Origin of the sequence: uncultured Pseudosulfitobacter sp. (assembly GCF_963976325.1) — a bacterium.
In the GTDB taxonomy this organism is placed as follows: Bacteria; Pseudomonadota; Alphaproteobacteria; order Rhodobacterales; family Rhodobacteraceae; genus Pseudosulfitobacter.
Window position 1 is genome coordinate 15034 of record NZ_CAXBJW010000003.1, and the last position, 24884, is coordinate 39917.

At 62.4% G+C, this 24884-nt stretch carries 22 protein-coding genes; 8 read left to right on the forward strand and 14 right to left on the reverse strand.

Annotated features, from left to right (window positions below; all coding sequences use genetic code 11):
- Window positions 1-106 precede the first annotated feature (106 nt).
- Window positions 107-1213 (forward strand): FAD-binding oxidoreductase, encoded by a 1107-nt coding sequence (locus AAC077_RS11110; RefSeq protein WP_339769533.1) that lies wholly within the window; start codon window positions 107-109, stop codon window positions 1211-1213.
- Window positions 1214-1215: 2 nt separating this feature from the next.
- On the opposite strand, the gene AAC077_RS11115 is transcribed toward AAC077_RS11110, so the two are convergent.
- On the reverse strand, window positions 1216-2526 hold the full coding sequence (locus tag AAC077_RS11115; RefSeq protein WP_339769535.1) for an FAD-binding oxidoreductase: 1311 nt from the start codon (window positions 2524-2526) through the stop codon (window positions 1216-1218).
- A 175-nt stretch (window positions 2527-2701) separates the two neighbouring features.
- On the opposite strand from AAC077_RS11115, the gene AAC077_RS11120 reads away from it, so the two are divergent.
- On the forward strand, window positions 2702-3196 hold the full coding sequence (locus AAC077_RS11120) for an Lrp/AsnC family transcriptional regulator (RefSeq protein ID WP_339769537.1): 495 nt from the start codon (window positions 2702-2704) through the stop codon (window positions 3194-3196).
- 5 nt (window positions 3197-3201) lie between these two features.
- Here the strand turns inward: AAC077_RS11120 and AAC077_RS11125 are convergent, their stop codons facing one another.
- The 10 genes from AAC077_RS11125 to AAC077_RS11170 form a co-directional block, all read right to left on the reverse strand.
- Window positions 3202-4878, reverse strand: a complete 1677-nt coding sequence (locus AAC077_RS11125) for an ABC transporter ATP-binding protein (protein WP_339769539.1) — start codon at window positions 4876-4878, stop codon at window positions 3202-3204.
- Window positions 4878-5741: an ABC transporter permease gene (locus AAC077_RS11130; RefSeq protein WP_339769541.1), complete on the reverse strand. Its 864-nt coding sequence runs from the start codon at window positions 5739-5741 to the stop codon at window positions 4878-4880. The genes AAC077_RS11125 and AAC077_RS11130 overlap by 1 nt, the downstream gene beginning before the upstream one ends.
- A 2-nt stretch (window positions 5742-5743) precedes the next feature.
- A complete protein-coding gene (locus tag AAC077_RS11135) occupies window positions 5744-6700 on the reverse strand; it encodes an ABC transporter permease (RefSeq protein WP_339769543.1) in 957 nt (318 codons plus the stop codon).
- A 78-nt stretch (window positions 6701-6778) separates the two neighbouring features.
- On the reverse strand, window positions 6779-8389 hold the full coding sequence (locus tag AAC077_RS11140) for an ABC transporter substrate-binding protein (protein WP_339769545.1): 1611 nt from the start codon (window positions 8387-8389) through the stop codon (window positions 6779-6781).
- A 68-nt stretch (window positions 8390-8457) separates the two neighbouring features.
- Window positions 8458-9189 carry an HAD-IA family hydrolase gene (locus tag AAC077_RS11145; RefSeq protein WP_339769547.1) on the reverse strand — a complete coding sequence of 244 codons (732 nt, stop codon included), beginning with the start codon at window positions 9187-9189 and terminating at the stop codon, window positions 8458-8460.
- Window positions 9190-9381: 192 nt separating this feature from the next.
- Window positions 9382-10293 (reverse strand): glyoxylate/hydroxypyruvate reductase A, encoded by a 912-nt coding sequence (locus AAC077_RS11150; RefSeq protein ID WP_339769549.1) that lies wholly within the window; start codon window positions 10291-10293, stop codon window positions 9382-9384.
- Window positions 10293-11666, reverse strand: a complete 1374-nt coding sequence (locus tag AAC077_RS11155; RefSeq protein ID WP_339769551.1) for an aspartate aminotransferase family protein — start codon at window positions 11664-11666, stop codon at window positions 10293-10295. The genes AAC077_RS11150 and AAC077_RS11155 overlap by 1 nt, the downstream gene beginning before the upstream one ends.
- A 17-nt stretch (window positions 11667-11683) precedes the next feature.
- Window positions 11684-12529 carry a GNAT family N-acetyltransferase gene (locus AAC077_RS11160; protein ID WP_339769553.1) on the reverse strand — a complete coding sequence of 282 codons (846 nt, stop codon included), beginning with the start codon at window positions 12527-12529 and terminating at the stop codon, window positions 11684-11686.
- Between the two features lie 136 nt (window positions 12530-12665).
- On the reverse strand, window positions 12666-13784 hold the full coding sequence (gene argE, locus AAC077_RS11165; protein ID WP_339769555.1) for an acetylornithine deacetylase: 1119 nt from the start codon (window positions 13782-13784) through the stop codon (window positions 12666-12668).
- A 9-nt stretch (window positions 13785-13793) separates the two neighbouring features.
- Window positions 13794-14162, reverse strand: a complete 369-nt coding sequence (locus tag AAC077_RS11170) for a cupin domain-containing protein (RefSeq protein WP_339769556.1) — start codon at window positions 14160-14162, stop codon at window positions 13794-13796.
- Window positions 14163-14382: 220 nt separating this feature from the next.
- Between AAC077_RS11170 and AAC077_RS11175 the strand changes: the two genes are divergently transcribed.
- On the forward strand, window positions 14383-15048 hold the full coding sequence (locus AAC077_RS11175) for a haloacid dehalogenase type II (protein ID WP_339769558.1): 666 nt from the start codon (window positions 14383-14385) through the stop codon (window positions 15046-15048).
- A 16-nt stretch (window positions 15049-15064) separates the two neighbouring features.
- Entirely contained in the window at window positions 15065-16354 is a 1290-nt protein-coding gene (locus AAC077_RS11180; protein WP_339769560.1) for an FAD-binding oxidoreductase, read from the forward strand.
- A 43-nt stretch (window positions 16355-16397) separates the two neighbouring features.
- Here AAC077_RS11180 and AAC077_RS11185 read toward each other — a convergent pair whose 3' ends face one another.
- Both AAC077_RS11185 and AAC077_RS11190 read right to left on the reverse strand, forming a co-directional pair.
- A complete protein-coding gene (locus AAC077_RS11185; protein ID WP_339769562.1) occupies window positions 16398-17378 on the reverse strand; it encodes a GNAT family N-acetyltransferase in 981 nt (326 codons plus the stop codon).
- 79 nt (window positions 17379-17457) lie between these two features.
- Complete coding sequence (locus tag AAC077_RS11190) at window positions 17458-18456, reverse strand: LysR family transcriptional regulator (protein ID WP_339769564.1); 999 nt, start codon at window positions 18454-18456, stop codon at window positions 17458-17460.
- A gap of 92 nt (window positions 18457-18548) precedes the next feature.
- On the opposite strand from AAC077_RS11190, the gene AAC077_RS11195 reads away from it, so the two are divergent.
- Entirely contained in the window at window positions 18549-20513 is a 1965-nt protein-coding gene (locus AAC077_RS11195; RefSeq protein WP_339769566.1) for an FAD-dependent oxidoreductase, read from the forward strand.
- A gap of 106 nt (window positions 20514-20619) precedes the next feature.
- Here the strand turns inward: AAC077_RS11195 and AAC077_RS11200 are convergent, their stop codons facing one another.
- A complete protein-coding gene (locus tag AAC077_RS11200) occupies window positions 20620-21690 on the reverse strand; it encodes a beta-eliminating lyase-related protein (protein WP_339769568.1) in 1071 nt (356 codons plus the stop codon).
- Between the two features lie 92 nt (window positions 21691-21782).
- Here AAC077_RS11200 and AAC077_RS11205 point away from each other — a divergent pair, with 92 nt between their 5' ends.
- The 3 genes from AAC077_RS11205 to AAC077_RS11215 are packed head-to-tail and all read left to right on the forward strand — an operon-like array spanning window position 21783 to window position 24883.
- Complete coding sequence (locus AAC077_RS11205; protein ID WP_339769570.1) at window positions 21783-22421, forward strand: PAS domain-containing protein; 639 nt, start codon at window positions 21783-21785, stop codon at window positions 22419-22421.
- The gene (locus AAC077_RS11210) at window positions 22418-23434 is read left to right on the forward strand and encodes a pyridoxal-phosphate dependent enzyme (RefSeq protein ID WP_339769572.1); all 1017 of its coding nucleotides are present in this window, start codon (window positions 22418-22420) and stop codon (window positions 23432-23434) included. Before AAC077_RS11205 ends, AAC077_RS11210 begins: the two co-directional genes overlap by 4 nt.
- Before the next feature lie 24 nt (window positions 23435-23458).
- Entirely contained in the window at window positions 23459-24883 is a 1425-nt protein-coding gene (locus AAC077_RS11215) for a gamma-aminobutyraldehyde dehydrogenase (protein WP_339769574.1), read from the forward strand.
- Window position 24884 lies beyond the last annotated feature (1 nt).

The window sequence follows — 24884 nt, forward strand, 5'->3', positions numbered from 1 at the left end:
GGCACCCCCATAAGTTCGGCTTATGACCTATATCATATCCGGTCTTTGACGCGGTGCCACCCTGTGCGGTCTGATGTTGGCAACAAATCACGCAAGGGGGCAAGCTGTGGATGTGATCGTTTTGGGCGGGGGATTGATGGGCACAAGTGCCGCGTTTTTCCTGGCCCGTCGCGGCATCGCTGTCACGCTGATTGACCCCAACGCCATTGGTGCCGGGGCCACCACCGCGTCCTTTGGCAACATCCGGCGCACGGGGCGTTTTCTGCCGCAAATGCCGCTGGCCCACCGGTCGCGCGCGCTGTGGGCGCAAACCGAAACACTGCTGGGCCGCGATGTCGAATTTCGCGCCACCGGCCATGTGCGCCTGATCTTTGACGAAGAAAGCCGCGCCGACATGCGCCGTTTTGCCGATGCCGCCGCGCCTTGGGGGCTGACGCTGGAAGAGCTGAACGCCACAGAGTTGCGCCGCCGCTTTCCGGGTTTGGGCGCGGATGCCATCGGCGCGTCGTTCTCGCCGCAGGACGGGTCGGCCAACCCGCGACTTGTTGCGCCCGCCTTTGCCGATGCCGCTGCGCGGTTGGGGGTGAATGTTCTGCCCCACACCAAGGTGCAGGCGATCACGGCAACCGATAGCGGCTTTGCCGTGCAGACCAGCCGAGGCACATTGCAAAGCGCGCTGTTGCTGAACTGTGCCGGCGCTTGGGGCAAGGCGATTGCCGCGCAGTTCGGCGAAGACGTGCCGTTGTCCATGCATGGCCCGCAAATGGGCGTGACCGAACCGCTGCCCCACCGCATCCTGCCGGTTGTCGGCATGTGGTCGCAAGAGATTGGCGCCTATCTGCGTCAGGTCGAACGCGGCAATGTTGTCTTTGGCGGCGGCGTTGCCCGCACGCCGGTGAACCCCGACACGGGCCACGCCACGGCCGATCCCGCCCGCCTGGCGCAGCAGTTGCGCACGGTGGTGCGCCTGGTGCCGTCCTTGCGCGATGTTGCGGTGATCCGACAGTGGTCGGGCTGCGAGGGCTACGTGGCCGATGACCTGCCCGTCATGGGGCCGTCGGGCACCACGCCCGGATTGTTCCACGCGTTTGGGTTTTGCGGCCACGGGTTCCAATTGGGCCCCGGCGTGGGTGACGCCATGGCCGAACTGATCGCGACGGGCAGCTGCGATACGCCGCTGGCCCCCTTTGACATCAAACGGTTCGCGGCATGAGGTCAGAATTTCGAAACCTTGCCCCATTGCGACTGGTCAAACCGGTTCAGCTTGTACTGGGCGGTTTCGGTGATCGGCTGGCGGTTCAGCACCAGATCAGCCACCAGATGCCCCACCCCCGGACCGATGCCAAAGCCGTGGCCCGACAGGCCCGCCGCCAGCGTCAGCCCCGGCACGCCGATGTCGGAATCGATCACCGGCACACCGTCGGGGGTGCTGTCGATATAGCCCGCCCAGCTTTGCTGCATCCCGACATCCTTCAACGCGGGCAACAGCGCGCGGGCGCGGCGCAATGCCTCGTCCACGTGTGCCTTGGACGGGCGCGGATCAAGGATGCGGTTGCGTTCCATCGGGGTCTGCTGGTCCAGCGCCCAGATCGCGCGGGTCTCGAACGCCGCCTTCCACGCCTGCAATCCACCCGGCGACAGGGATTTCCAGCGTTTGGCGAACATCGGCAGGAAATGCTTGGCGCCCAGGATCATCCGCAGTGTCGGATCGAAATGGCTGCGCCCGGACACCGCCACGGTGTAGCCGCCGTCATGACGCCGCGTGACCGACGCCGCCGCCGTGTGCAGCGCATCGGGCAAATCCCTGGGCACCGGGTTCAGCGACAGGATCGAGCTGCGGACAGAGGCCTGGGGGAAGAAAATGCCCGACTGGTGCAGGAAGCTGCCCGCCCAAGCGCCGCCCGACAAAACCACCTGGGATGTCTTGATCGTGCCGCGTTCGGTCACAACCCCCGACACCGCGCCTGCGCTGGTTTCAATCCCGCGCGCGGCGCAATTCTGCACCACCGTGGCACCGTGTTTGATTGCCCCTTGGGCGATCAGCGGTGCGGCGCGCGACGGGTCGGCAATGCCGTCTGTCGGGGACCAAACGCCACCAACCCACGACTGGCCTGTCGCGGCCCCGCGCGCGGTCGCCTGGGCGCTGTCCAACATGCGGGTGTCCACACCTTCGCCTTGTGCAAAGCGGCCCCAGTTGGCCCAGCCGTCCAGTTCGGCCTGATCATTGGACAGATACAGCAAACCACAGCGCCGAAAGCCAAGATCGGCGCCGATGTCTTCGGCCATCTGTTCCCACAGCCCCAGGCTTTTGGTCGACAGCGGCAATTCGCGTGCATCGCGGTTTTGCTGACGGCACCAGCCCCAGTTGCGGCTGGACTGTTCCGCGCCCACGCGCCCCTTTTCCAGCAGCACCACACGCAGACCCGCCCGCGACAGCCAATAGGCGGCGCTGACGCCGACAATGCCTGCGCCGATCACCACGCAATCGGCGTGTTCGGGCAAAGTTTCGTGTGTCTCAATCTGCATCAAAGGCGCGGGCATGAAGTTCTCCGATTTGTTGCCAAAACTTACGCCATCCTGTTCAAACACTTGTGCCGGATGTCACCACACAAACAGCATTTCATGTCGAATGCGGTTGACTATAAGGGGTGGCTGACGTTCACAAGGGGACACAAGGCGTGCAGACTCCGAAGGATAGCAAATGACAACCCGTTATAAGCTGGACCGGATTGACCTGAAGATTCTGGCCGAGCTTCAGCGCAATGGACGTATCACCAATGTCGAGCTGGCCGATCTGGTCAGCCTGTCGCCGTCGCCCTGCCTGATGCGCGTCAAAAAGCTGCAAAAGGCCGGGTACATTGTCGGCTATGCCGCGCGGATCGACGTGGCCAAGCTGGGCGATACGCTCACGGTGTTCACCGAATTCACCCTGAGCAACCACCGCCAGATCGACTTTGCCCGTTTTCAGGAGGCACTGGAAAAGGTGCCGTCCTGTGTGGAATGTCATCTGGTATCAGGTGGTTACGACTATCTGGCAAAATTTGTCACGTCGTCTATCGCCGACTATCAGAACGTGATCGAAGCCTTGATCGACCGAAGCGTCGGGATCGACAAGTATTTCAGCTTCGTCGTGATGAAGACGCCGTTTGTCAAAACGCAACTGCCCCTGACCGACCTGTTCGAAGATCGCATCTGACCGCGTTAGCGGTCAGAGAATTGCGCGATCAGTTCGGGGTCTTGTTCCAGCGAAGACAGCCAGCCGGTATCCAGTTGCGGGATCGACGAGATCAGAAGCCGCGAATAGGGGTGCGTGGCGTGCTGGGACATCTGGCTTGCCGGCAATGCTTCGACGACCACGCCCTTGTGCATCACCAGAACGTCATCGCAGATCGCTTCGACCGTCGACAGGTCGTGGCTGATGAACATGTAGCTTAAGCCCAGTTCGCTTTGCAGTTCTTTCAACAACTCAAGGATCGCTGCCGCGACGACGGTATCCAGCGCCGAGGTGATCTCGTCGCACAGGATTAGTTCGGGTTCGGCGGCCAGCGCACGCGCCAGGTTCACACGCTGCTTTTGCCCGCCCGACAGTTCGCCGGGCAAGCGGTGGCGCATGTTCGCGGGCAGATGGACCATGTCCAGCAGTTCGATCACACGCGCATCACGCGCCTTGCCGCGCAGGCCGTGGTAGAACGTCAGCGGGCGGCCGATGATGTTGGCGATGGAATGGCCGGGGTTCAGCGCGGTGTCGGCCAGTTGAAACACGATCTGGGCGCGGCGCAGGTCCTCTTTGGACCGGCTTGCAAGGTCGGGCTTCAATTCGTGACCATCCATCAGAACGCTGCCTTTGTAGGGCGGCAAGATGCCTGCGACCGCGCGGGCCAGAGTGGATTTTCCCGAACCGGATTCGCCAATGACCCCAAGATTGCGGCCCCGTTCCAGCCGGAAATTCACGTTCTCGAGGATCTTGGCTGCGGGCTCGCCGTTGCGGATGGTGCCATAGCCTGCGTACAGGTTCGACACTTCGAGAATGGGCGTCTTTTTGTCCTCTGCCGACACCTTTTGCGGCGTGCGCCCCGCAGGTTCGAACGCGGCCAGAAGCTCTTTGGTATAGGGGTGCTGCGGATCGTTCAGAATTTGCTCTGACGTGCCGACCTCTTGCACTTTGCCGCCGCGCAACACGACGATACGGTCTGCAATCTGCGCCACGACGGCCAGATCGTGGCTGACGTAAACGCCGGCACAGCCGCCGTCGGCCATCGCGGATTTGAACGCGCGCAGCACTTCGATCTGGGTGGTCACGTCCAGCGCCGTGGTCGGTTCGTCAAAGATCACCAGACGTGGATCGCCGATCAACGCCATCGCCGCCGACAGCCTTTGCAACTGGCCGCCCGACACCTGGTGCGGATAGCGGTCCCCGATGGTGTCCGGGTCGGGCAGCGCCAGTGCGCGGAAAAGCGCGATCGCCTTGGTGCGCGCCTGGGCCTTGGGCATCAGGTTGTGGATCGTCGAGATTTCGATCACCTGATCCATGATCCGTTGCGACGGGTTGAATGCCGCCGCAGCCGACTGCGGCACATAGGACACTTCGGTCCCGCGCATTCCGGCGCGCTGGCGGTTGGTCATCGCGGTCACGTCATTTTCGCCAATGCGGATCGTGCCGCCGTTGATCGAACAGCCGGGGCGCGTGTGCCCCATCAGCGACAGCGCAATCGTGGTCTTGCCCGAGCCGGATTCCCCGATCAGCGCCAGTATCTCACCCGGTGCGATGTCGAAATCGACGCCCTTGATGATCTCGACCTTGCGGTTCGCATCGGTGACCGCGCCGATCTTCAGATCGCGGACGCTGACAAGCGGGGTATCGTTGGTTGTCTGGGGCATCATTCGCTCCTGTCGCGGATACGGGTTGGCAGGTTGTCGATGAACATATTCACCGAGATGGTCAGCGACGCGATGGCAACCGACGGGAACAGCACAGCAGGTGCACCAATGCTAAGCCCTTCGATATTCTCGCGCACCAGTGCGCCCCAGTCGGCATTGGGCGGCTGAACGCCCAGGCCCAGGAACGACAGGCCCGACAGCACCAGCACGATAAAGACAAAGCGCAGGCCAAGGTCGGCCAGAACCGGCCCCAGGATGTTGGGGAAAATTTCGCGCAGGATCAGATAGGGGGTTGCTTCGCCGCGCGCGCGGGCGACCGTGACGAAATCCATCGTGTTGACGTTCACCGCCAGCGCCCGCGCAAAGCGGTAGGACCCGGGCATGTAGATCGCGGTCAGGGTCAGGATCAGGATCGGGATCGACGAGCCGACAGCCGCCACAACAACCAGACCGAACAGCAACGACGGAATGCCGTTGAATGCATCCAGAAGCCGCGACAGGATCATGTCGAACCAACCGCCGGCAACAGCCGCGATCATGCCCAGCAGAACACCGATGGTGCACGCCAGTGTCACAGCGGCCAGCGCAATGCCCACGGTATAGCGTGCGCCCATGATGATGCGCGAAAAAATATCGCGGCCCAGATAATCGGTGCCCATCCAGAATTCGGATGTGACCGGGCCGAAATAGTCCCAATCGACAATCTCGCCGGGTGGATGCGGCGCCAGATAAGGGCCAGCAATGGCGACAACGGCCCAGAACACGATGACAGCCAGACCGACACGGCCCACCCAGTTAAAGACGAACGTGGCGCCTTCGGGGGTGGTGTCGTCGGATGTTGCGGAAGACACAGTATCGGTCATGATCAACGAAGCCTCGGGTTCGACAGAATTGCAATCAGGTCGGCCAGCGTGATCAGCGTCAGGTAGCTGACGCAAAAGATCATGGCGCAGGACTGGATCAGCGGCAGGTCGCGGGTGGACACCGCATCGACCATCAGCTTGGCAACTCCGGGATAGTTAAAAATTGTCTCGACGATGATCACACCGCCCACCAGATAGCTCAGCGACAGGGCCACAGCATTGGCGATCGGTCCCAACGCGTTGGGCAGCGCATGGCGCAGCACCATCCGTGGCAGCGACGCGCCCTTGAGCAGCGCCATTTCGACATAGGGTGTGTTGATCGTTTCGATCACGGCGGCGCGCGTCATGCGGATCATCTGCGCCGAAACCACCATCGACAACGAGATCACCGGCATCGCATAGGCCCGCAGCATGGCCGACCAACTGTCCAGATCGACGCCATAGCTCAGCGCGGGCAACCAGCCCAGCCACACGGCAAAGATCAGCACTGCCAGCGTGGCCACCATGAATTCGGGCACCGACACAACAGAGATTGTCAGCAACGACACCACGCGGTCGAAGATCGAACCGCGCCACATGGCGGCGCAAATTCCCAAGGTCAGCGCAATCGGCACCGACACCAGTGTCACGACACCGGCCAGCCGCAGCGAATTCAGCAGACGCCCGCCGATCAGCTCGGCGACTTCCATGTTGTTGACATAGGACGTGCCCATATCGCCCTGGGCCAGACCCAACAGCCAATGCACGAAACGCGACAGCGCCGGTTCGTTCAGCCCCATTGCCTCGCGCAGACCTGCGACAGCTTCGGGTGTGGCCGCCTGACCCAGCAATATCTCGGCCACATCACCGGGCAACATTGCCGTTGCAAAAAACACTGCAAAAGACACGATGATCAACGTCAGAAACGCGATCCCAAGTCTTTGTGTGACGAGGATGTATGGCAAGAGTGATCGGGTCAAAAGGCACCTCGTATCGGTTGAAAAACGTCTGAAGGGCCGCGCGGTGTCCGCGCGACCCCAGTGTACAGTGCTAAGCGATCAGGCGTCCAGCCAGACATACTCGGCAAAGGCATAGCCCATCATTCCGCCCAGCGGGTTGGCTTCGAGGCCGCCCAGCTTGGTGGTGACGGCATCGACGTTCGAGATATACGTCGGAATGATCGTGCCTGCTTCGTTGGCAACCATTTCCTGCATTTCCCAATACATCGCGGTCCGCTTGTCTTCGTCCAATGCGCCGCGCGCTTCGATCATCATCTTGTCGAATTTCTCGGACTTGTAGTGGCTTTCGTTCCACGGTGCCTCGGATGCGTACAGCAGCGAGAACAGGATGTCCGGTGTCGGACGCGGGTTGATGTTGCCGAAGTGGACGGGCGACTTCAGCCAGTAGTTCGACCAGTAGCCATCGGACGGCACGCGGTCGACCTTCAGGTTCATGCCGATTTCCGACCCGGCTTGCTGGACCACAGTCGCCATGTCGACCGAAGACCCGGCTGCATCAGACGCAACCATCGGAATTTCGACACCCAGAAGGCCCGCTTTTTCAAAGTGGAACTTGGCCTTTTCAGGGTCAAAGTCACGCGGTGCCAGGTTGGGGTTGTGATAGCGGTTGGCCGACGACACGGGTTGGTCGTTGCCGATTTCCGCCAGACCACGCAGAACCGATTTCTGGATCGCTTCACGGTTGATCAGCGATTTCATGCCTTCGACGAAATCCATCTGCTCGCCGGGTGCGACGTCCAGACGGATGTTCAGGTTGGTATAGTTACCAGCGGTCGAGATGCTGGTGCGCACCGCATCATTGCCTTCGAGCATCCGCAACGACCGCGGGTTGACCGCCGCCGCAAGCTGGATGTCGCCGGAAAGCAGGGCATTCACGCGTGCGTTGTTGTCGGGGATCGCAAAGAACTCAAAGCTGTCCAGATAGGCGCCCTGGGACTTGAAATAGTTGTCGTTGCGCACACCGATGGACCGCACGCCGGGTTCAAACACTTCGCTTTTGAATGCGCCGGTGCCGTTGGCTGTGGTGAAATCGGTGGTGCCATCTGCCACGATCATGAAGTGGTGCAGCGACAGGATGGTGGGCAAGTCGGCGTTCGGTTCGGCCAGAACGATCTTGACCGTCAGGTCGTCGATCTTGTTGATCTCGACCATCTGCTTGGCCAGCGAGTTCGCCTTGGAGCCGACGGCTGGGTCAAGGTGACGGTTCATCGAGTACACGACGTCATCCGCGCTGAGGGTTTTGCCGTCGTGGAACTGCACACCGGACTTCAGCTTGATTTCCCAGGTCTGAGCATCGTCAGATTCGATGCTCTCGGCCAGCTCCATCTGCACGTTGCCGTCACCGCCCAGGAAGGTCAGGCGGTTGTAGTAGGCGCAGCAGCGGACATAGTCGGTGGACAGTGTCGCCTTGGCGGGGTCCAGCGTGTCGGCGGTGGACGACGACCAGCCTGCGGCTTTCAGCGTGCCACCAGTGACGGGCGTAGCAGCAACAGCAGACGTCGCATGGGTCAGAAGCGTCCCACCGGCGGCCACGGCCACACCTGACGCCATCAGCATTTTCAGCAGCTCGCGGCGCGATGCACCGCGGCGGATCATGTGTTCGACCGCAGCATCATCGCGGCTGGTCCAGTTTGTGGGTGTTTTGGTCATTTCTAATTTCCCTGGTGTTGTTAAAGTTTTAACCCTAGCGATCTTGTCGTCGCCTCAGGCCGCTGAGATCACGCACTGAATGCATCGTCGGCCGCTTGGGCCAGTTCGATCAACGCGTGAAAATGGTAATCCGGTTCGGTAAACTCTTTGGGCGCGATGGTGCCGCCGTATCCGTCCTGGGCATGGCGTCGCTGAATCCAGGCGTTGGTCATGCCCAGCGCGCGCGAGATTCCGATGTCGTGGTACTGGCTTTGCGCCGTGTGCAGAATGTCGTCCTTGCAGCCGCCATCACGCTCGACATGGGCAAATACCTTTTGGAAATAGGCCCGGTCCGGCTTTTCCGTGCCGGTGTCGTCGGTGGTGAAACCGGCCCAGAACGGATTGCCCAATTTGGCGGCATATTTATCAAACGCCCAGCGCCGTGCATTGGTCATCGCAATCAGCTTGTAGCGCGCCTTGAGCCGCGCCATCGCCTCGACGCTGTCGGGAAACGGAACGGCCTCGCCCACGGCGTCGATCATGTACTGGCGGTATTCCGGGGTGTCGGGCAGGCCAAACGCATTTGCAATACGGCCATAGCAGCGGCCCAGGTCATCGGGGAACAGACCCGCGTCAGGTTCGTAGCGTGCGTCGCGGTACACGGCCAGCGCCGCCTCGCCGTTCAGGTCAATGCCCTCTTTCGCTGCGATGTCGGCAAGACCGCCTTTGATCGCCCCTTCAAAGTCGATCAGCGTACCGACCACGTCAAAGCTGACGTAGGCGAATTCAGTCAGGGGTTTCACATCAAGGGTCGTTGTCATCTCTGAATTCCTGTGTGCAAAGACGCGGATCGCGGTCTTCAGGGGCAGCGTTTCTGAACTGTTGTTCAAGTTTTCCATCCTCAGGTTCGCCTGAAACAGGGTCCTAAAAACGCCGAATATGGGCAGGGGCACGGCAGATTATACTGTATTCGGGAAAACAGCGGTATTTCCCAACGATCTGCCATTTTCCCCTTAATACCCGCGATCCTGATCGACCTGACCGGGCAATTCCGCGTTCTCGCGGCTGGCGCGCACCACGTCCAGCGCATGACGTGCGCCCTCTGCGTGGTCCGTGTTTGCGGCGATATGCGGCGTGATAAAAACGCGCGGATCGCGCCACGCCCAATGGCTGTCCGGCAAGGGTTCGGGGTTGGTCACATCCAGCATTGCCGAGGTCAGACGGCCATCCTCCAAAGCCTGCTTCAGCGCGTCCATATCCAGTTGCGCGCCGCGCCCTGCATGAACCAGACACGCCCCGCGAGGCAGCTTGGCGAACAGATCGGTGTTCAGGATGCCGCGTGTTTCGTCCGTCAACGGCAGCAGGCAGATCAGAATGTCGGACTGCGCCAGAAAGTCATCCAGCCCGTCAGAGGCAAAGACCTTGATCCCGTCGACCGGCCGGCCGGATCGCGACCAGCCAACCACATCGAACTCCATGTCCGACAATGTTCGCGCAGCCAACGCGCCAATCCGGCCCGTCCCCATGATACCGACACGGGTGCCACGTGCGCGCGGGACCGCGTGGCCTTTCCATTGCCCGGCGCGGGCTTGTTGCACATAGGTCGGCATCTCGCGGTGCAACATCAGCGTGGCCATCACCACCCAGTCGCGCACCATCTGGTCGATGCCAGGTGCCAGCGCGCGCACCAAAGTCACGCCGTCGGGCATTTTTGGCATGTGGTCCACGCCCGCCCCTGCGCCGATGACGACCTTGAGGTTGGGATAGCGCCCCAGATCTTTTGGCGGCAGCCAGCACATCAGATGTGTGATTGCCGCCGGATCGGTCACCGCGTCCTCGCCCACGACAAACGGCTCACCGGCCTCTTGAAACATCGGCCCCCAGACGGCGGCCCGTTCGGGCGTGGACAGAAACAGCAGCGCCATCAGCGCATCGCCGCGCGAATTTCAGGATCTTCCAGCGTCAGGTCCAACACGGTGCGGGTGCGTTCGACAATCGCGTCGATCTCGCCGTCGGTGCAGCACAGCGGCGGCGCGTAGCCAAAGATGCCCTGGGCGAACGACCGCACGATCAGGCCCTGATCCCATGCGCGGTCGAACAGCCGCGTGGCGGGCTGGACGGCGGCAGGCAACGCGGTTTTCTTGTCCTTGTCGGTCACCAGCTCTACCGCCGCCAGCATGCCGCGTCCGCGCACGTCGCCCACCAACGGGTGATCGCGCAGGCTCTCCAGCCCCGCCATCAGGCGCGCACCGGCCTTGATGCCGTTGTCGAAAAGGCCGCCCTCGTACAGCGCCAGTACCTCAAGCGCGACAGCCGCCGAAACCGGATGGGCGGAGTAGGTAAAGCCGTGGCCCACGGCCTTGGCCCCTGCCCCGTCGGCGATGGTGTCGTAGACATGATCCGACATGAACACGGCCCCCATCGGCACATAGCCCGAGGTCAGACCCTTGGCGCAGGTCATCAGGTCGGGCACGATGCCCTCGTCGGCGCTGGCAAAGATCGGGCCGGTGCGGCCAAAGCCGGTGATGACTTCATCGGCGATGAACAGAATGCCCAGTTCCTTGCAGACATCGCGCATTGCCTTGATCCAGCCCTTTGGCGGGACCAGAACGCCGCCCGACCCCTGGATCGGTTCGACGTAGAATGCGGCGACCTTGTCTTCGCCAATCGCGGCCACTTTGGCGCGCAATTCGGCAACCGACGCGTCGATGACCGTCTGCGGGTCATCCCCCAGCGGGTTGCGATACAGGTAATGCGACGAAATCTTGTGCTGCCACGCATAAGGCACGCCAAAGCCGTCGTGGAACCCCGGCAGCGCCGTCAGGCCCGCGCCCATCGTGGTGGACCCGTGATAGCCCTGTTCGACCGAGATGAACTGATCGCGCTGGGGCTGGCCCTTGGAATGCCAGTAATAGCGGACAAATCGGAACGTGCTGTCGACCGCGTCCGACCCGCCAAGGGTGAAATAGATGTGGTTCAGATCGCCCGGGCTGCGTTCGGCCAATGCTGCGGCCAGACGGATGGGCGCTTCGGACCCCAGATCGAAATAGCCGGTCGCATAAGGCAGGCGACGCATCTGATCGGCGGCGGCCTCGACCACGCTTTCGTGGCCATAGCCTGCGTTCACGCACCACAGGCCCGCAAAACCGTCGATCAACTGGCGGCCTTCGGCGTCGGTGACGGTGGCCCCTTTGGCAGATTGCAGGACGCGCACGCCACGCGCCTCGTGGCCGCGAAACGACGATACGGGGTGAACAAGGTGCTGGCGGTCCAGCTCGACAAGGGAATTGGTCAGCATGTCAGTCTCCGAAAGGATCAGCCCAGTGCCTGCGACACAAGAGCATAGGTGTTGAAATCAGTGGGCGCGGTGGGCTGGGCACAGCAGCGCATGGCGATACCGCCGCCCGCATGGTCCAGTCCAAGGTTCTGCGCGTGGGTGGCAAGCCCGCTTTCTTCGACAAGGTCGACGCGCAGGAACTGGCCCGCGCAACGGTTGGCCGCCTCGGCCATCAGCGCCCGCGCGGTGGCGGCGTCTTTGGCAACGATGGGGCCAACAACCTTGCCGCGTCCAAAGCTGCGGACCATGGCAAAACCGTCTTGGTGCACCAGAACCTCGCCCCCGGCGGCGATGGTCGCAAGCAGCGCGTCCCGCGACAGGCCAGACGCCGCCGTGTCCATCTGCGCCAGCCGCGCGATGTCATCCGCCGTGCCGGTGGTCACGGGCAGTTCGGGCGGTGTTGCGCGCGCTATGCCCTGATGTTGCAGGATGCGCCCCGTGGCCTGAAAGCCCAGCTTTTCATACAGCGGCAAACCATCCGCCGTCGCCACCAGCCGCAGTTCGCGTGTACCGCCAAGGGCAATGACCTGCTCCATCAGCGCACGCCCCAGACCGCGCCCCCGCATGGCGGCATCGACGATAATCATGTTCATCGTCGCCACTGCGCCAAAGCCGGAACACAGCGCCGTGCCCACAACCTGACCGTCCGCAATCGCCACAACGCCCTCTGACACCGACAGCGTCAGCGCCCAGTCCTCGGCGCGGTGCGGCCATTGCACCGCTTGTGACATGCGCAGCCCGTCGGCCAAATGGTCCTGCGTGAAGGGGGCAAAAGTGATGTTTGTCTGGGGCAACGCCGTGCTGGCGGATTTGGCAATGGTCATAGAAAGGTCCGTTTTGTTCAGGCTTAGCCTAGCGGAAGGCGGCTGGCAGTTTCGTCTTGTTCCATTGGGCAGGCAGCAGTTTCGATCACATCCCTGCGGCACCGCCGCAGGATATGCCGCCCTGCCCCCCCCGTGGTCAGGTCGCGAGGGTCCGGCCCAGAGAGAGGATCATATCGACCGCACCCGAAAGCTCGTCCTGCGTCAGGTATTCCTCGGGGCGGTGGGCGCGGGCGATGTCGCCGGGCCCGCAGATGATCGACGGCACGCCCGCCTGTTGGAACAACCCCGCCTCGGTGCCGAAGCTGACAGCGCCCAGGGGCGCATTGCCCGATATGCCCGCGACAAGGTGGGCCAGCGGGTGATCCGCATCCAGCGCCAGCGCCGGATAGGTCGACATCCATTCACCACGCACGCCTTCGCCCAGCGCGTCCAGAACCGGCGCCAGCAGCGTCTGCGGATCAACGCCAGCAATCGCGCGCGCTTCAATTTCGGCCTGCGCAGCCTCGGGGATGATGTTGATCGCCTGCCCGCCCTTGAGCGTGCCGATTTGCAGGCTGGAGTATGGCGGCGCGAAACGCGGGTCTTGCGGGCCGGTTTCCAGCGCCTTGGCCTGCGTCGTGGCCGCCAACAGCGCGGGCAGCAATCCGTGGATCGCGTTTGCCCCCAGATCGGGACGCGAGCTGTGGCCCGCGCGCCCTTCGGACAGCAACCGCAGCGCCGCCTTGCCCTTGTGCGCCAGCACCGGCACCAGCCCCGTCGGTTCACCCACGATACAGCCCAAGGGGGCCGCGCACAGATCGGGCAGTGCCGCCAGCATGTGCGGCACGCCACGGCATCCGGCCTCTTCATCATAGGACATGGCAATGTGCACCGGCGCGGACAGGTTCATCTTTTGCAGCGCAGGCACCGCGGCCAGTGCCGCCGCGACATAGCCTTTCATGTCACAGCACCCGCGCCCGATCAGCCGACCGTCGGCACGCCGCATCACAAAGGGGTCGGCTTGCCATTCAGGTTCCTGCGCGGGCACGACATCGACATGTCCTGACAGGATATAGCCCGGCACCGAGGCATCACCGATGGTCGCAAACAGATTGTACCGGTCACCTTCCGGCCCCTTGAGCAAGGTAAAGGGGACGTCATGCGCGCGAAGGTAATCCGCGACAAACTCCATCAACGCGCCGTTGGGCGTGCCCACGACAGTGGGAAATCCGACCAGACGGTCAAGCAGATCAGCGGGGGACAGGTCCAGTGTCATTGATCAGGCTCAGGATGCGATAACGTAGATCTTGCGCACGGTTTCGATGGTCTTCCACTTGCCGACAAAGCCTGGCTTCATGACAAAACTGTCACCGGCACCAAAGGGAAATGTGTCGCCCCCGTCCTCGATGATCTCGACGCGGCCTGACAGGATATGACAAAACTCGAACGTGTCCCCCTTGATCGAAATGGTCGTGCCGGGCGTTGCTTCCCACACACCGGTTCTGATCTGGCCCCATTTGGCAGCCTCGGCCAATGCTGTGTCCAGCTGCCAGGTTTGAAACGACGGGGTGCCTTCGATCAGGCGTTCGGGGGCGGCAACATCCTTGCGCGGGGCAAAATCCGGAGTGCTGGGAATCGCGACGATATGGGGCATGAACAGGCTTTCTTGATGGGCGCAACGCGCGTGTTTGACAGTGCTGCCCACAGACTGCCACCCCCCGCGCCACCATCGTAACCAAAGATACGCACCCAGCGGCAGGTCGTGCCGCGCGCCGTGCCACATTCGCTATTTCGTGCTTTGAAAACCCCAAACGCGGCAAGCGCTGTGGCGTATTGCGGGTGACTATGGTGCGAACAGAAGCCCGGAGACCGACATGACCTTTCGCCCCAAATTCATCACCTTTGACTGCCACGGCACCATGATTTTCTTTGACATGGCGGGTGCCGCGCGCGCGCACTATGCCGACACCCTGACACCCGAGCAGATGGACAAATTCATCGCTGACTTCTCGGCCTACCGGCTGGACGAGGTGCTGGGCGCCTGGAAGCCTTACGCCGACATCGTGCACAACGCACTGGAACGCACCTGCAAACGCAACGGAGTTGCCTTTGATCCCGCGGTTGCCGCCGAGATTTACACGCGTGTGCCAACATGGGGCCCGCACGCAGATGTGCCCGCCGGACTGGCCAAGATTGCGGACAAGATCCCGCTGGTGGCGCTGACCAATTCGATGAACGACCAGATCCCGCACAACATCGAAAAGCTGGGCGCGCCCATCGCCCATGTCTACACGGCCGAAAGCGCAGGGGCCTACAAGCCGCAGATGCAGGCGTTCGAATATATGTTCGACATGCTGGGCTGCGGTCCCGAGGATGTGCTGCACGTGTCGTCCAGTTTCCGCTATGACCTGATGACGGCGCATGACATCGGCATCAAGAACAAGGTTTGGGTGAACCGTGGCCACGAGCCGGCCAACCCTTACTATGGGTATACAGAAATCGAGGACGCCTCGGGGCTGGCCGCCGTCGTCGGCCTGTAAGGGACCGGAGCATATCATGAAGTACATGTCATACTGGCACGACAGCGCAGCGCCCTTTGGCGCGGCGCAAACCGGCCCGGTCACTGGCCACGTCGATGTGGCCGTGATCGGCGGCGGCTTCACCGGACTGAATGCCGCGCGCAAACTGGCCCGTGAAGGTGTCAGTGTCGCCCTGCTGGAAGCCGATCACATCGGTGCAGGCGGGTCCGGGCGCAATGGCGGCCACCTGAACAATGGCATGGCGCACGGATATGGCGAGGCCAAGGCACACTTTGGCGCGGACCGCGCGCAAAAGCTTTACAAGGCATACGACCGGTCGATCGACATGATCGAGGATGTGATCGCCGAAGAGAACATCGACTGTAACTTCCGCCGCTCGGGCAAGCTGAAACTGGCGTCAAAACCGTCGCATGTCGCCGGTCTGCGCGCCAGTTTCGAACACCTGAACGCCGAGGTCGACCCTGACACGCGCTGGGTCGACAAGGCGGACCTGCCACAGGAAATCGGCTCTGACGCTTTTCATGGCGCGATGATCTACGAGAAATCCGCGATGATGCACATGGGGCGCTATGTGAACGGGCTGGCAGATGCCGCACACCGCCACGGGGCGCTGATCTGGGAGCATGCGCCGGTCACCGACCGCCAACGCAGCGGCCCGCGTTGGGAGCTGACCACGCCCAAGGGCAAGATCACCGCCGACCGCGTCATTGCAGCGACGGGTGCCTATTCGGGGGCCTATGCGAAAAAACCGCTGACCTATTTCCGGCGACGGATCATTTCGGTGGGGTCTTTCATCATTGCCACCCGCCCGCTGACCCCGGACGAGATCGCCGCCACCCTGCCCGGCAACCGCACCTGTGTGACGTCCCTGAACATCGGCAACTATTTCCGCCTGTCGCCCGACAACCGGCTGATCTTTGGCGGTCGCGCGCGGTTTTCGGCGGTGTCGGACCAGCAATCAGATGCCAAGTCCGGCGCGATCCTGCGCCAGTCCATGGCGCAGATTTTCCCGCATCTGGCCGACGTTCAGATCGACTATTGCTGGGGCGGCCTTGTCGGCATGACCAAGGACCGCTTTCCCCGCGCGGGCGAGGCGGACGGAATGATCTATGGCATGGGCTATTCCGGTCATGGCGCGCAGATGTCGACGCTGATCGGTCAGTCACTGGCTGATATGGCAATGGGGCGGCAAGACACCAATCCGCTGGCCGGTCTGGACTGGCCCAGTATCCCGCTGCACAGCGGCAAACCTTGGTTTCTGCCAATGGTGGGGCTGTGGTTCGGCCTGAAGGACCGGCTGTCCTGAGAAACGACGGGGGCGGCAACCGCCCCTGTCTATCCCGCGGTCCCTACCCCAGGGAATGCGACGCCAGACCGTAGGTTTGCGCATTTTCCGTAGCGCGTCGAAAGCCGCCTATGTGCATTTCGGTCACCGTGTCATAGACACCCATTCCCGCAGCGGACAAGAACGCCTTGAAGTGTTCGCTTTGTTGGGGCGTGTCCAGACGGACAAAGCGGCCCTCGCATTGCTGGATCAGCGGGGCACACAGGCACATTGCCATCTGGTCGTCTTCGGCAACCACCGGCCCGATCACGATCCCCTTGCCGAAGGGGCGCATCATGGCAAACCCACATACCGCGCCATCGCGTTCCACCACGACACCGGTCGAAAGGCTGGCCATGGCATCCATAACCTCGGGCCGTTGCGCGCCATAGGCATGGCTGTCCAAGGCGTGAATTGCCGCGCGGTCCGATGCCTTGAGCGGGCGCAGGGACAAACCCGGCGCAAGTTCGGGCATATGGATGGGCCGCGCCACACCTTGTTGCTGCCAGATGGCACCAACGGTTTCGAACCCTGCCGATTCATACAGGGAAAAGCCTGATTTCGTCGCAGAAAGCCGCAGGTCCAGACCTTCGCAATCTTTCAGAATACGCCGCAACAGCCGACGGCCCGCACCCAATGCTTGCAGGCGCGGCGTTGTCACCATCATACCGCACATCGCAAAATCAGACCCCATCGGGAAATACATCGCCGACCCGATGGGGCGGCCGATTTCATCCAGCGCGATATAACCCTGTCCCAACGACAAGAAAGCATCCAGATCATGCGCACGATGCGGCCAGAAAACCGCCACTGTCAGTTCGTGCATCAACGGGCGATCCGCCAGCGTGATGGGGCGGATCGTTGCCTCGTAGGTGTCCAACATCAACCGCGCTTCGTCGGGGGGCATGGATCGGGACATGAACGCCTGATAGCGCGCGGCACTTGTTGCACCGCCCGAAGACCTTTTTGCCACCTGATCGTTCGTGGTACCGCTTTTGGGTTGCATGTCACGCTTCCTGTTGTCGCCTTTGCGGACACGAGGAACATGCTTCGTGTCACTGCCATTATGACCTGAAGTGTATGGTTTATTCTACTGAATACGGGGCTGGATTGACACAATCTGCCGCACGGTCACGCAGGATTTCAGGGCCTGCGCCCAGACGGGCGACCGCATCCAGATCCTCGGCCATGTGGTCGCACAGCCACGCGGCAATCTCGCGCACGATGGGGCGCATCGGCCCGGGGCGCGTTGACATCAGCCGGACCACGCGCCCCGTTTCGATCCAGCGGCCCTGCCATGCGGGCACCAAACGGCCGCTGCGCAAGCTGCCTGCGACCACGTTCAGCCAGCCCAAGGCGACCCCGGTGCCATCCGTCGCCGCCTGAATGATCGCGGCATAGTCGGAAAACCCGTGCCAGACAGCATCTCCGCGCGCCATGGCTCCGGCACCCAGAACCGGGTCCCAGATCGTGCGCGGATGATCCGACAGATGCAAAAACGTATGACCTGCGCCGCGTTGTGCAGGGTCCACAGGCAGCATCCCGCCATGTGAAGCCAGGTAATCGGGGCTGCACACCGGCACGATCACCTCAGGGGCCAGAACGATGTCGTCGGGGCCGGCCTGGGTGATCAGGGTTGCCAGATCCACCTCGCCCGCCACGGACTTGCGCGTGCCCGCCACCAGATCGAACCGCAGCACCGCCTGGGGAAACTGTTCGGACAAGGCCCCCAGCCGCGACACCAGCCAGTTGGTGACAAAGGCGTTGGACAGCGACAGGACCACCTCGCTTTCGCTTGCACCGCCTTGCGCGCGCAGGGTTTCGACGGCCTCGGTGATCCGGCCCAGCCCCTCGGTGGTGGCGGCAAACAGCAGGCGCCCTGCATCGGTCATACGCGCACCGCCCGCGCCGCGCACGAACAGGGGCTGGCCGATGTCCTGCTCAAGCTGCGCAATGTTGCGGCTGATCGAGGGCTGCGAAATGTTGAAATCCTTGGCCGCGCGGGTAAAGCTGCCGTGCCGCGCAACGGTTTCGAACACCAGAAGCGACTTGGGCGACGTGATCAGGCGGGCCAGTTCGGTCATACGCTGAGCGTATAGGTTTTTCCTGTTTTTTCAAGCTTCATGCGATGCGGTCCAGCGGTCATGCTGATGCGTGCCACATCAGGAATCCCGCCATGACCGCGCCCACCTCCAACGACCCGCTTTTGTCCCCTTTCACGTTGGGCAAGCTGCACCTGCGCAACCGCATCGTCAGCACCAGCCACGCGTCGATGAACGACGATGGCGGTATGCCCGGTGATCGCTATCAGGCTTATCACGCGGAAAAGGCGCGCGGCGGGCTGGCCATGACGATGATCGGCGGCAGCGCCATGGTGTCGCGCGATTCAAGCTGGGGCGGCGGCCAACTGGATTTCAGCAGCGACCGCATCATTCCCTATCTGCAAGCCCTGTCGACGCGCGTGCACGATCAGGGTGCCGCGGTGATGACCCAAATCTCGCATCTGGGCCGTCGCGCCAATGCGTTCCACGGCGACTGGACCCCCGTGATCGCCCCCTCGCCCATCCGCGAAGTGCGCAGCCGCGGCTTTCCGCGCGAGATGGACCGTGACGACATCGACCGGGTGATCGCCGATTACGCCAGTGCCGCCAAACGCGCGCAGGATGGCGGGCTGGACGGTGTGGAAACCCTGTGCGGGGGCCACTTGATCGGTCAGTTCATGTCGCCCCTTGCCAACCGGCGCACCGACGCATTTGGCGGATCGCTGGAAAACCGCGCCCGTTTCGGGCTGATGGTGCACGAAGCAATCCGCGACGCTGTGGGGCCGGACTTTGCCGTTGGTATCCGTCTGGTCATCGACGAAGGTACGCCCGGCGGGCTGACCGCCGACGACGGTATCGCGCTGGCGCAGATGTTCGAGCGCGAAGGGCTGCTGGATTTCTTTGACGCGATCTATGGGCGGATGGACAGCGACCTGATCCTGTCCGAGGACAACATGCCCGGCATGTTCCAGCCCGATGCGCCCTATCTGACGTCGGTCGCGCATTTTCGCAAGGAAGTGACCCTGCCGCTGATCCACGCCGGGGGCATCCGCGACACCGCCACCGCCCGCCATGCGATCCGTGAAGGCATTGTCGATCTGGTCGGCATGACCCGCGCCCACCTGACTGATCCGCATCTGGTGCGTCATCTGATGAACGGGACCGAAGACCACATTCGCCCCTGCGTCGGGTCGTCTTATTGCCTGTATAAAAAGGCGACCTGCATTCACAACGCGGCCACCGGCAACGAGCTGAAGATACCGCACAAAGTCACACCGGCAGAAACGCCGGGCCGCGTTGTCGTGGTGGGCGGTGGAATTGCCGGGCTAGAAGCCGCGCGCGTTGCGGCCCTGCGCGGTCACAGCGTTGTCGTGCTGGAAGCGGCGTCGCAACTGGGCGGCCAGTTGCGTCTGGCCGCACGCGCGCCAGAGCGTGCCAACATGATCGGCATCGTCGACTGGCGTGTCGCTGAATTGACGCGGCTTGGGGTCACGGTGCGCACCAATTGCTATGCTGACATGGACGATGTTCTGGCCGAAAAACCCGACACGGTCTTTGTCGCGACAGGTGGCTTGCCCGATCTGGATCAGGTCGAAGGCGCGGAGTTCTGCCAGAATACGTGGGATTTCCTGTCGGGCGCGGTGCCCCCTGCCGCCGAGGTGCTGATCCACGACGGCACGGGCCGCGCGCCGGCGCCCTCTTGTGCGCTGCTGGCTGCCAAATCAGGCAGCAACGTCACCTTTGCCACCAGCGACGGGGTTGTGGGGCAGGAAATGCCCTATCAGGACGGCACAGGATTCAGGAAACGCTTTGCCGAACAGGGCGTGAAGATCCTTGGCGATCTGGACCTGCTGCGCGTCGAAAAGGAAGGCGCGCGGTTGAAGGCGACGTTCGTACACACATTCAGCGGCCACACCCACAGCGTCGAGACGGATCAGATTATCGTCGAACGCGGCACGCAGGCGCTTAGCGAAATATACCACGACCTGAAGGCGCGGGATGAATTCGCAGGCGCGCTGCACCTGATTGGCGATGCGGTGGCATCACGCGACGTGCACGCCGCGATCCGAAATGCCTATACGATTGCAATGCGGGCCTGATGTTTTCAGGCTCAGGCTCAGGCTCAGGCCTTCAATCCTGTTCAGACAGCCCCGCACCCAAAGACCTGGGGTTTCGGACGCCTTGCGGGCGTCGCCACCCAGCGCCCTAGCTGATTGGCCCAACATCAGCCGACAGCTTTGCGACCGCTTCGATCTGGTCGTCCGTCGTTGCAAAAGAGGTCACAAAACGGGCAAGCATTTCGCATTGCGAATCAATGCTGTCCGGCAGGACCGCATCGTCGTACCACGGCGAAAACTGGATACCCGCAGCGGTCAGTTGGGCGCTGACGTCGCGGGGCAACACGGCAAAAACCTCGTTGGCTTGTGGTGGCAGGGCAACCCGCACGCCCTGGATTGCCGACAGAACCGCCGCCAGACGCTGCGCCTGACCGTTCGCGTGGCGCGCAAGGTTCAGCCAATGCCCGTCGTCCAGCCATGCACCAAACTGTGCGCCCAAAAGACGTCCCTTGGACAACAAGTGGCCGCTGCGTTTCACCCGCGCGGCAAAGCCACGGGCAAGGGGTTTGTCGAAAAAGACAACCGCCTCGGCAGCGACAGCGCCGTTCTTGGTTGCCCCCAGACACAACACGTCAACGCCCGCGCGCACCGACACATCCGCCGGATGGCAGCCCAGATGCGCAACCGCATTGGCAAAGCGGGCACCGTCCATGTGAACACGTAACCCCGCGGTGCGGGCGGCATCACACAACGCCTGCACTTCGGAGACGGAATACACCTGGCCGTTCTCGCTGGCTTGCGCGATCGACAACACCTGAGGGCGGATATTGTGCGGGCTGTCGTCGGGCATGGCCCGGATGTGGGCCGCGACAGAAGCTGCATCAAGCCGCGCGACAAACGGCGCGACAGGCACCAGACGCATACCGCCAGTCAGAAACTCGGGCGCGGTCAGTTCATCGCGCAGAATATGCGCCTGATGATGGCACAGGATCGCCCCCCATGGATCACCAAGGGTCGACAAGGCCAAACAGTTCGCCGCAGTCCCCGACGTGACAAAGAACGCAGAAAGGTCGCAGTCAAACACCTCGCGCAGCTTGGTTTCCGCACGTAGTGTGGATGCATCCGCACCGTACGATCCGCCATTCTGGCTGAACTCTTGCACCAGAGCGTCCAGCACGGCGGCCGATGCGCCGGAACGATTGTCGCTGCCAAAACTCATGACGGTCTTCTGCCTCCCTACAGGTACGTTGCCCTGCAAGTATACTAAATGAACAGAGTTGACAATTTGTATAGCAAGGATAGATTGCGAGCATGCGAAAGATATTCAAAAACTACGTTCCCGTCGCCGACAGCCTTGCGGCCCTGCTTAGCCCGCACGCCGAGGTGGTTCTGCACGATCTGGAAACAGACACGGTGGCTTACATCGTCAATCCGATCTCGGGACGTAAGGTGGGCGACCCGTCAGAAACCGCATTGGACGAGAACATCTCGCTTGATGTGGATGTGATGGGGCCCTACCCCAAAGTCAGCCGCGACTTGCACCGGATGAAGTCGACAACAGCCGTGCTGCGCGACGAAAACGGCGCTGCCACGGGGTTGTTTTGCGTCAACCTTGATGTCTCGCGTTTTGATGCGGCAGCCGAGATGTTGCAATCGCTGATCGGGATACCGGAAAAGGCGGGTCAACCGTCGGTGCTGTTCGAAACCGACTGGCGCGAGCAGATCAACACGCGCATCTACGAATTCTTGCGCGAGCGGCGCACCTCGCTCGAGGCGATGACCCGCGACGAGCGCACCGAAATGATTCAGGTGCTGGATGCCGACGGCGCGTTCAGCATTCGCAACTCGCCCACCTATGTTTCGCAACTGCTTGGGATTTCGCGGGCGACGCTGTACAAGGCGATGCGCCCGGCCCGCGACAAGTCCAATGATCTGGGAAGCGGGCTGTGACACCCCGGCTGGTCTGGTCCGACGCGCAAAACGGTTCGGCGCAGAACGCTGCCCGCATCTTGCGCACCGACCATGACCGCGCTGCCAGCTTGCTGCCTGCGGATGTGTGCAACTCGACCACCATCACTGCTACGATCAACGGTGCGGGGCCGCTGTTGCTGAAGCTGGAAAACCTTCTGCCGACCGGATCGTTCAAAGTGCGTGGTGCCATGACGACAGTACAGGGCATTCCCGGTGTTCTGCCGGCGGTGAAGGCCGAGGTTTTCACCGCCTCGTCCGGCAATCACGGGCTGGCTGTCGCCTATGCCGCAGCGCGCTATGGCTTGGCCGCGACCGTGGTGCTGCCCGAAGACGTGTCGCTGTCCAAATACGAAGTGGTGCGCCAGATTGCGACGCGCACGATTGTCCACGGCGCGGATTGTCTGGGCGCCGAGCGTCATGCCGCAAACCTCGCCGCGCGCGACGGGGCCACCTATGTTTCCCCCTACAACCACCTTGGCGTGTTGCTGGGCCATGCCACGATTGCGGCAGAGATCGTCCGCGATCACCCCCATGTCACGGATGTGTTTGTCTCGGTCGGTGGCGGCGGATTGTTTTCGGCGCTGGCCGTGGTGTTGCAGCATTTGCGGCCTGACATCCGGCTGCACGCCTGTTTTCCGCAGAACTCTGCCCCGCTGTACTGGCGCAAGGTGCCCGCCGCCCTGCGCGCCCATGAGCCGACCCTTGCCAGTGCCGTGGCGGGCGACATTGACCCCGACAGTATCACCATACCCTTGTCACTGGACTGTCTGACCAGTGCTGTCACCTGCTCAGAAAACCAAATCGCCACCGCGATGAAGCACCTGATGGCCGACTGCGGACAGCGGGTCGAAGGGGCTGCCGCGCTGGCCGTCGCAGGATGGCAAAAGCTGTCGCAGACCCAGGACATGCCACGCCCGCTTGCCGTGCTGTGCGGCGGAAACATCACCGAAAGCCGCCATGCGCAAGTGTTGGGACAGATCACCACGCCCTAGCTGCCAACCCTTCAGGAGAGTCGAATGGAAACCGCAAACTTTATTGATGGCAGCTTTGCCGCCGGACGTGGCGACGCGATCAAGCTGATCAATCCGCGCACCGGTGCGGGCATTGCAACCGTGCCATCGGCCAGCACCGACCAGATCGACGCGGCTGTGATGGCGGCACGGCGTGCCTTTCCGGCCTGGTCCGAAACGACGCCATCCGAACGCGCCACCGTGCTGCTGCAAATCGCCGACCGGATCGAAGCGGACGGCGACACGCTGGCAGGGCTTGAGGCGCTGAACTGTGGCAAGCCGTTTCATTGTGTGCTGGGAGATGAAATCCCGGCGGCCGCTGATTGCTTCCGGTTTTTCGCGGGGGCCATCCGGTCGATGACAGGCCCGCTGGCGGGCGAATACCTGGCGGGCCACACATCGTTCGTGCGCCGCGATCCGGTGGGTGTGGTTGCGGCAATTGCCCCGTGGAACTATCCGCTGATGATGCTGGCATGGAAGCTGGCGCCAAGCCTTGCGGCAGGCAACACCGTGGTGCTGAAACCTGCCGAACACACGCCGCTGACCGCGTTGCGCTTTGCCACGCTGGTGGCCGACATCCTGCCCAAGGGCGTGCTGAGTATCGTGACCGGTGACGGCCCCGGCGTGGGGGCTGCGCTGATCGGACACCCGCAGGTCGACATGATTTCGCTGACCGGCGACGTGGGCACCGGCAAGGCCGTGCTGAATGCCGCCGCGACCACGATCAAACGCACGCACCTTGAGCTGGGTGGCAAAGCGCCCGTACTGGTCTTTGACGATGCGGATATGGATGCGGCGGTCGATGCAATCCGCAATTTCGGCTTTTACAACGCGGGTCAGGACTGTACCGCAGCCTGCCGCGTCTATGTGCAAAGCGGGATACATGATGCATTCGCGCAAAAGCTGGCGGATGCGGTCAAAACCCTGCGCTATGATTGCGCCGATGATGCAGACAACGAAATTCCGCCGCTGATCACGGCAAAACAACGCGACCGTGTTGACGGATTTGTCCAGCGTGCCCGTGCGCGTGACGGCGTTGACGTGCTGTGCGGTGGCGCAGTGGCCGATGGTGGTGGCAATTACTATCAGCCGACACTGATCGCCAATGTCACCCAAGACGACGAGATCGTGCGCAAGGAAGTGTTTGGCCCGGTGGTCACCATCGTGCGTTTCGATGACGAGGCACAGGCGATGGACTGGGCGAACGACACCGACTACGGCCTTGCCTCGTCGGTCTGGACCCGCGACGTTTCGCGGGCGATGCGGGTGTCGAAAGGGCTGCGGTTCGGCTGCACTTGGGTGAACACCCACTTTATGCTGGTCAACGAAATGCCCCACGGCGGGCTGAAGGCGTCAGGATACGGGCGGGATATGTCCCTGCACGCGCTCGAAGATTACACCGCGATCCGGCACATCATGATTGCGCACTAAA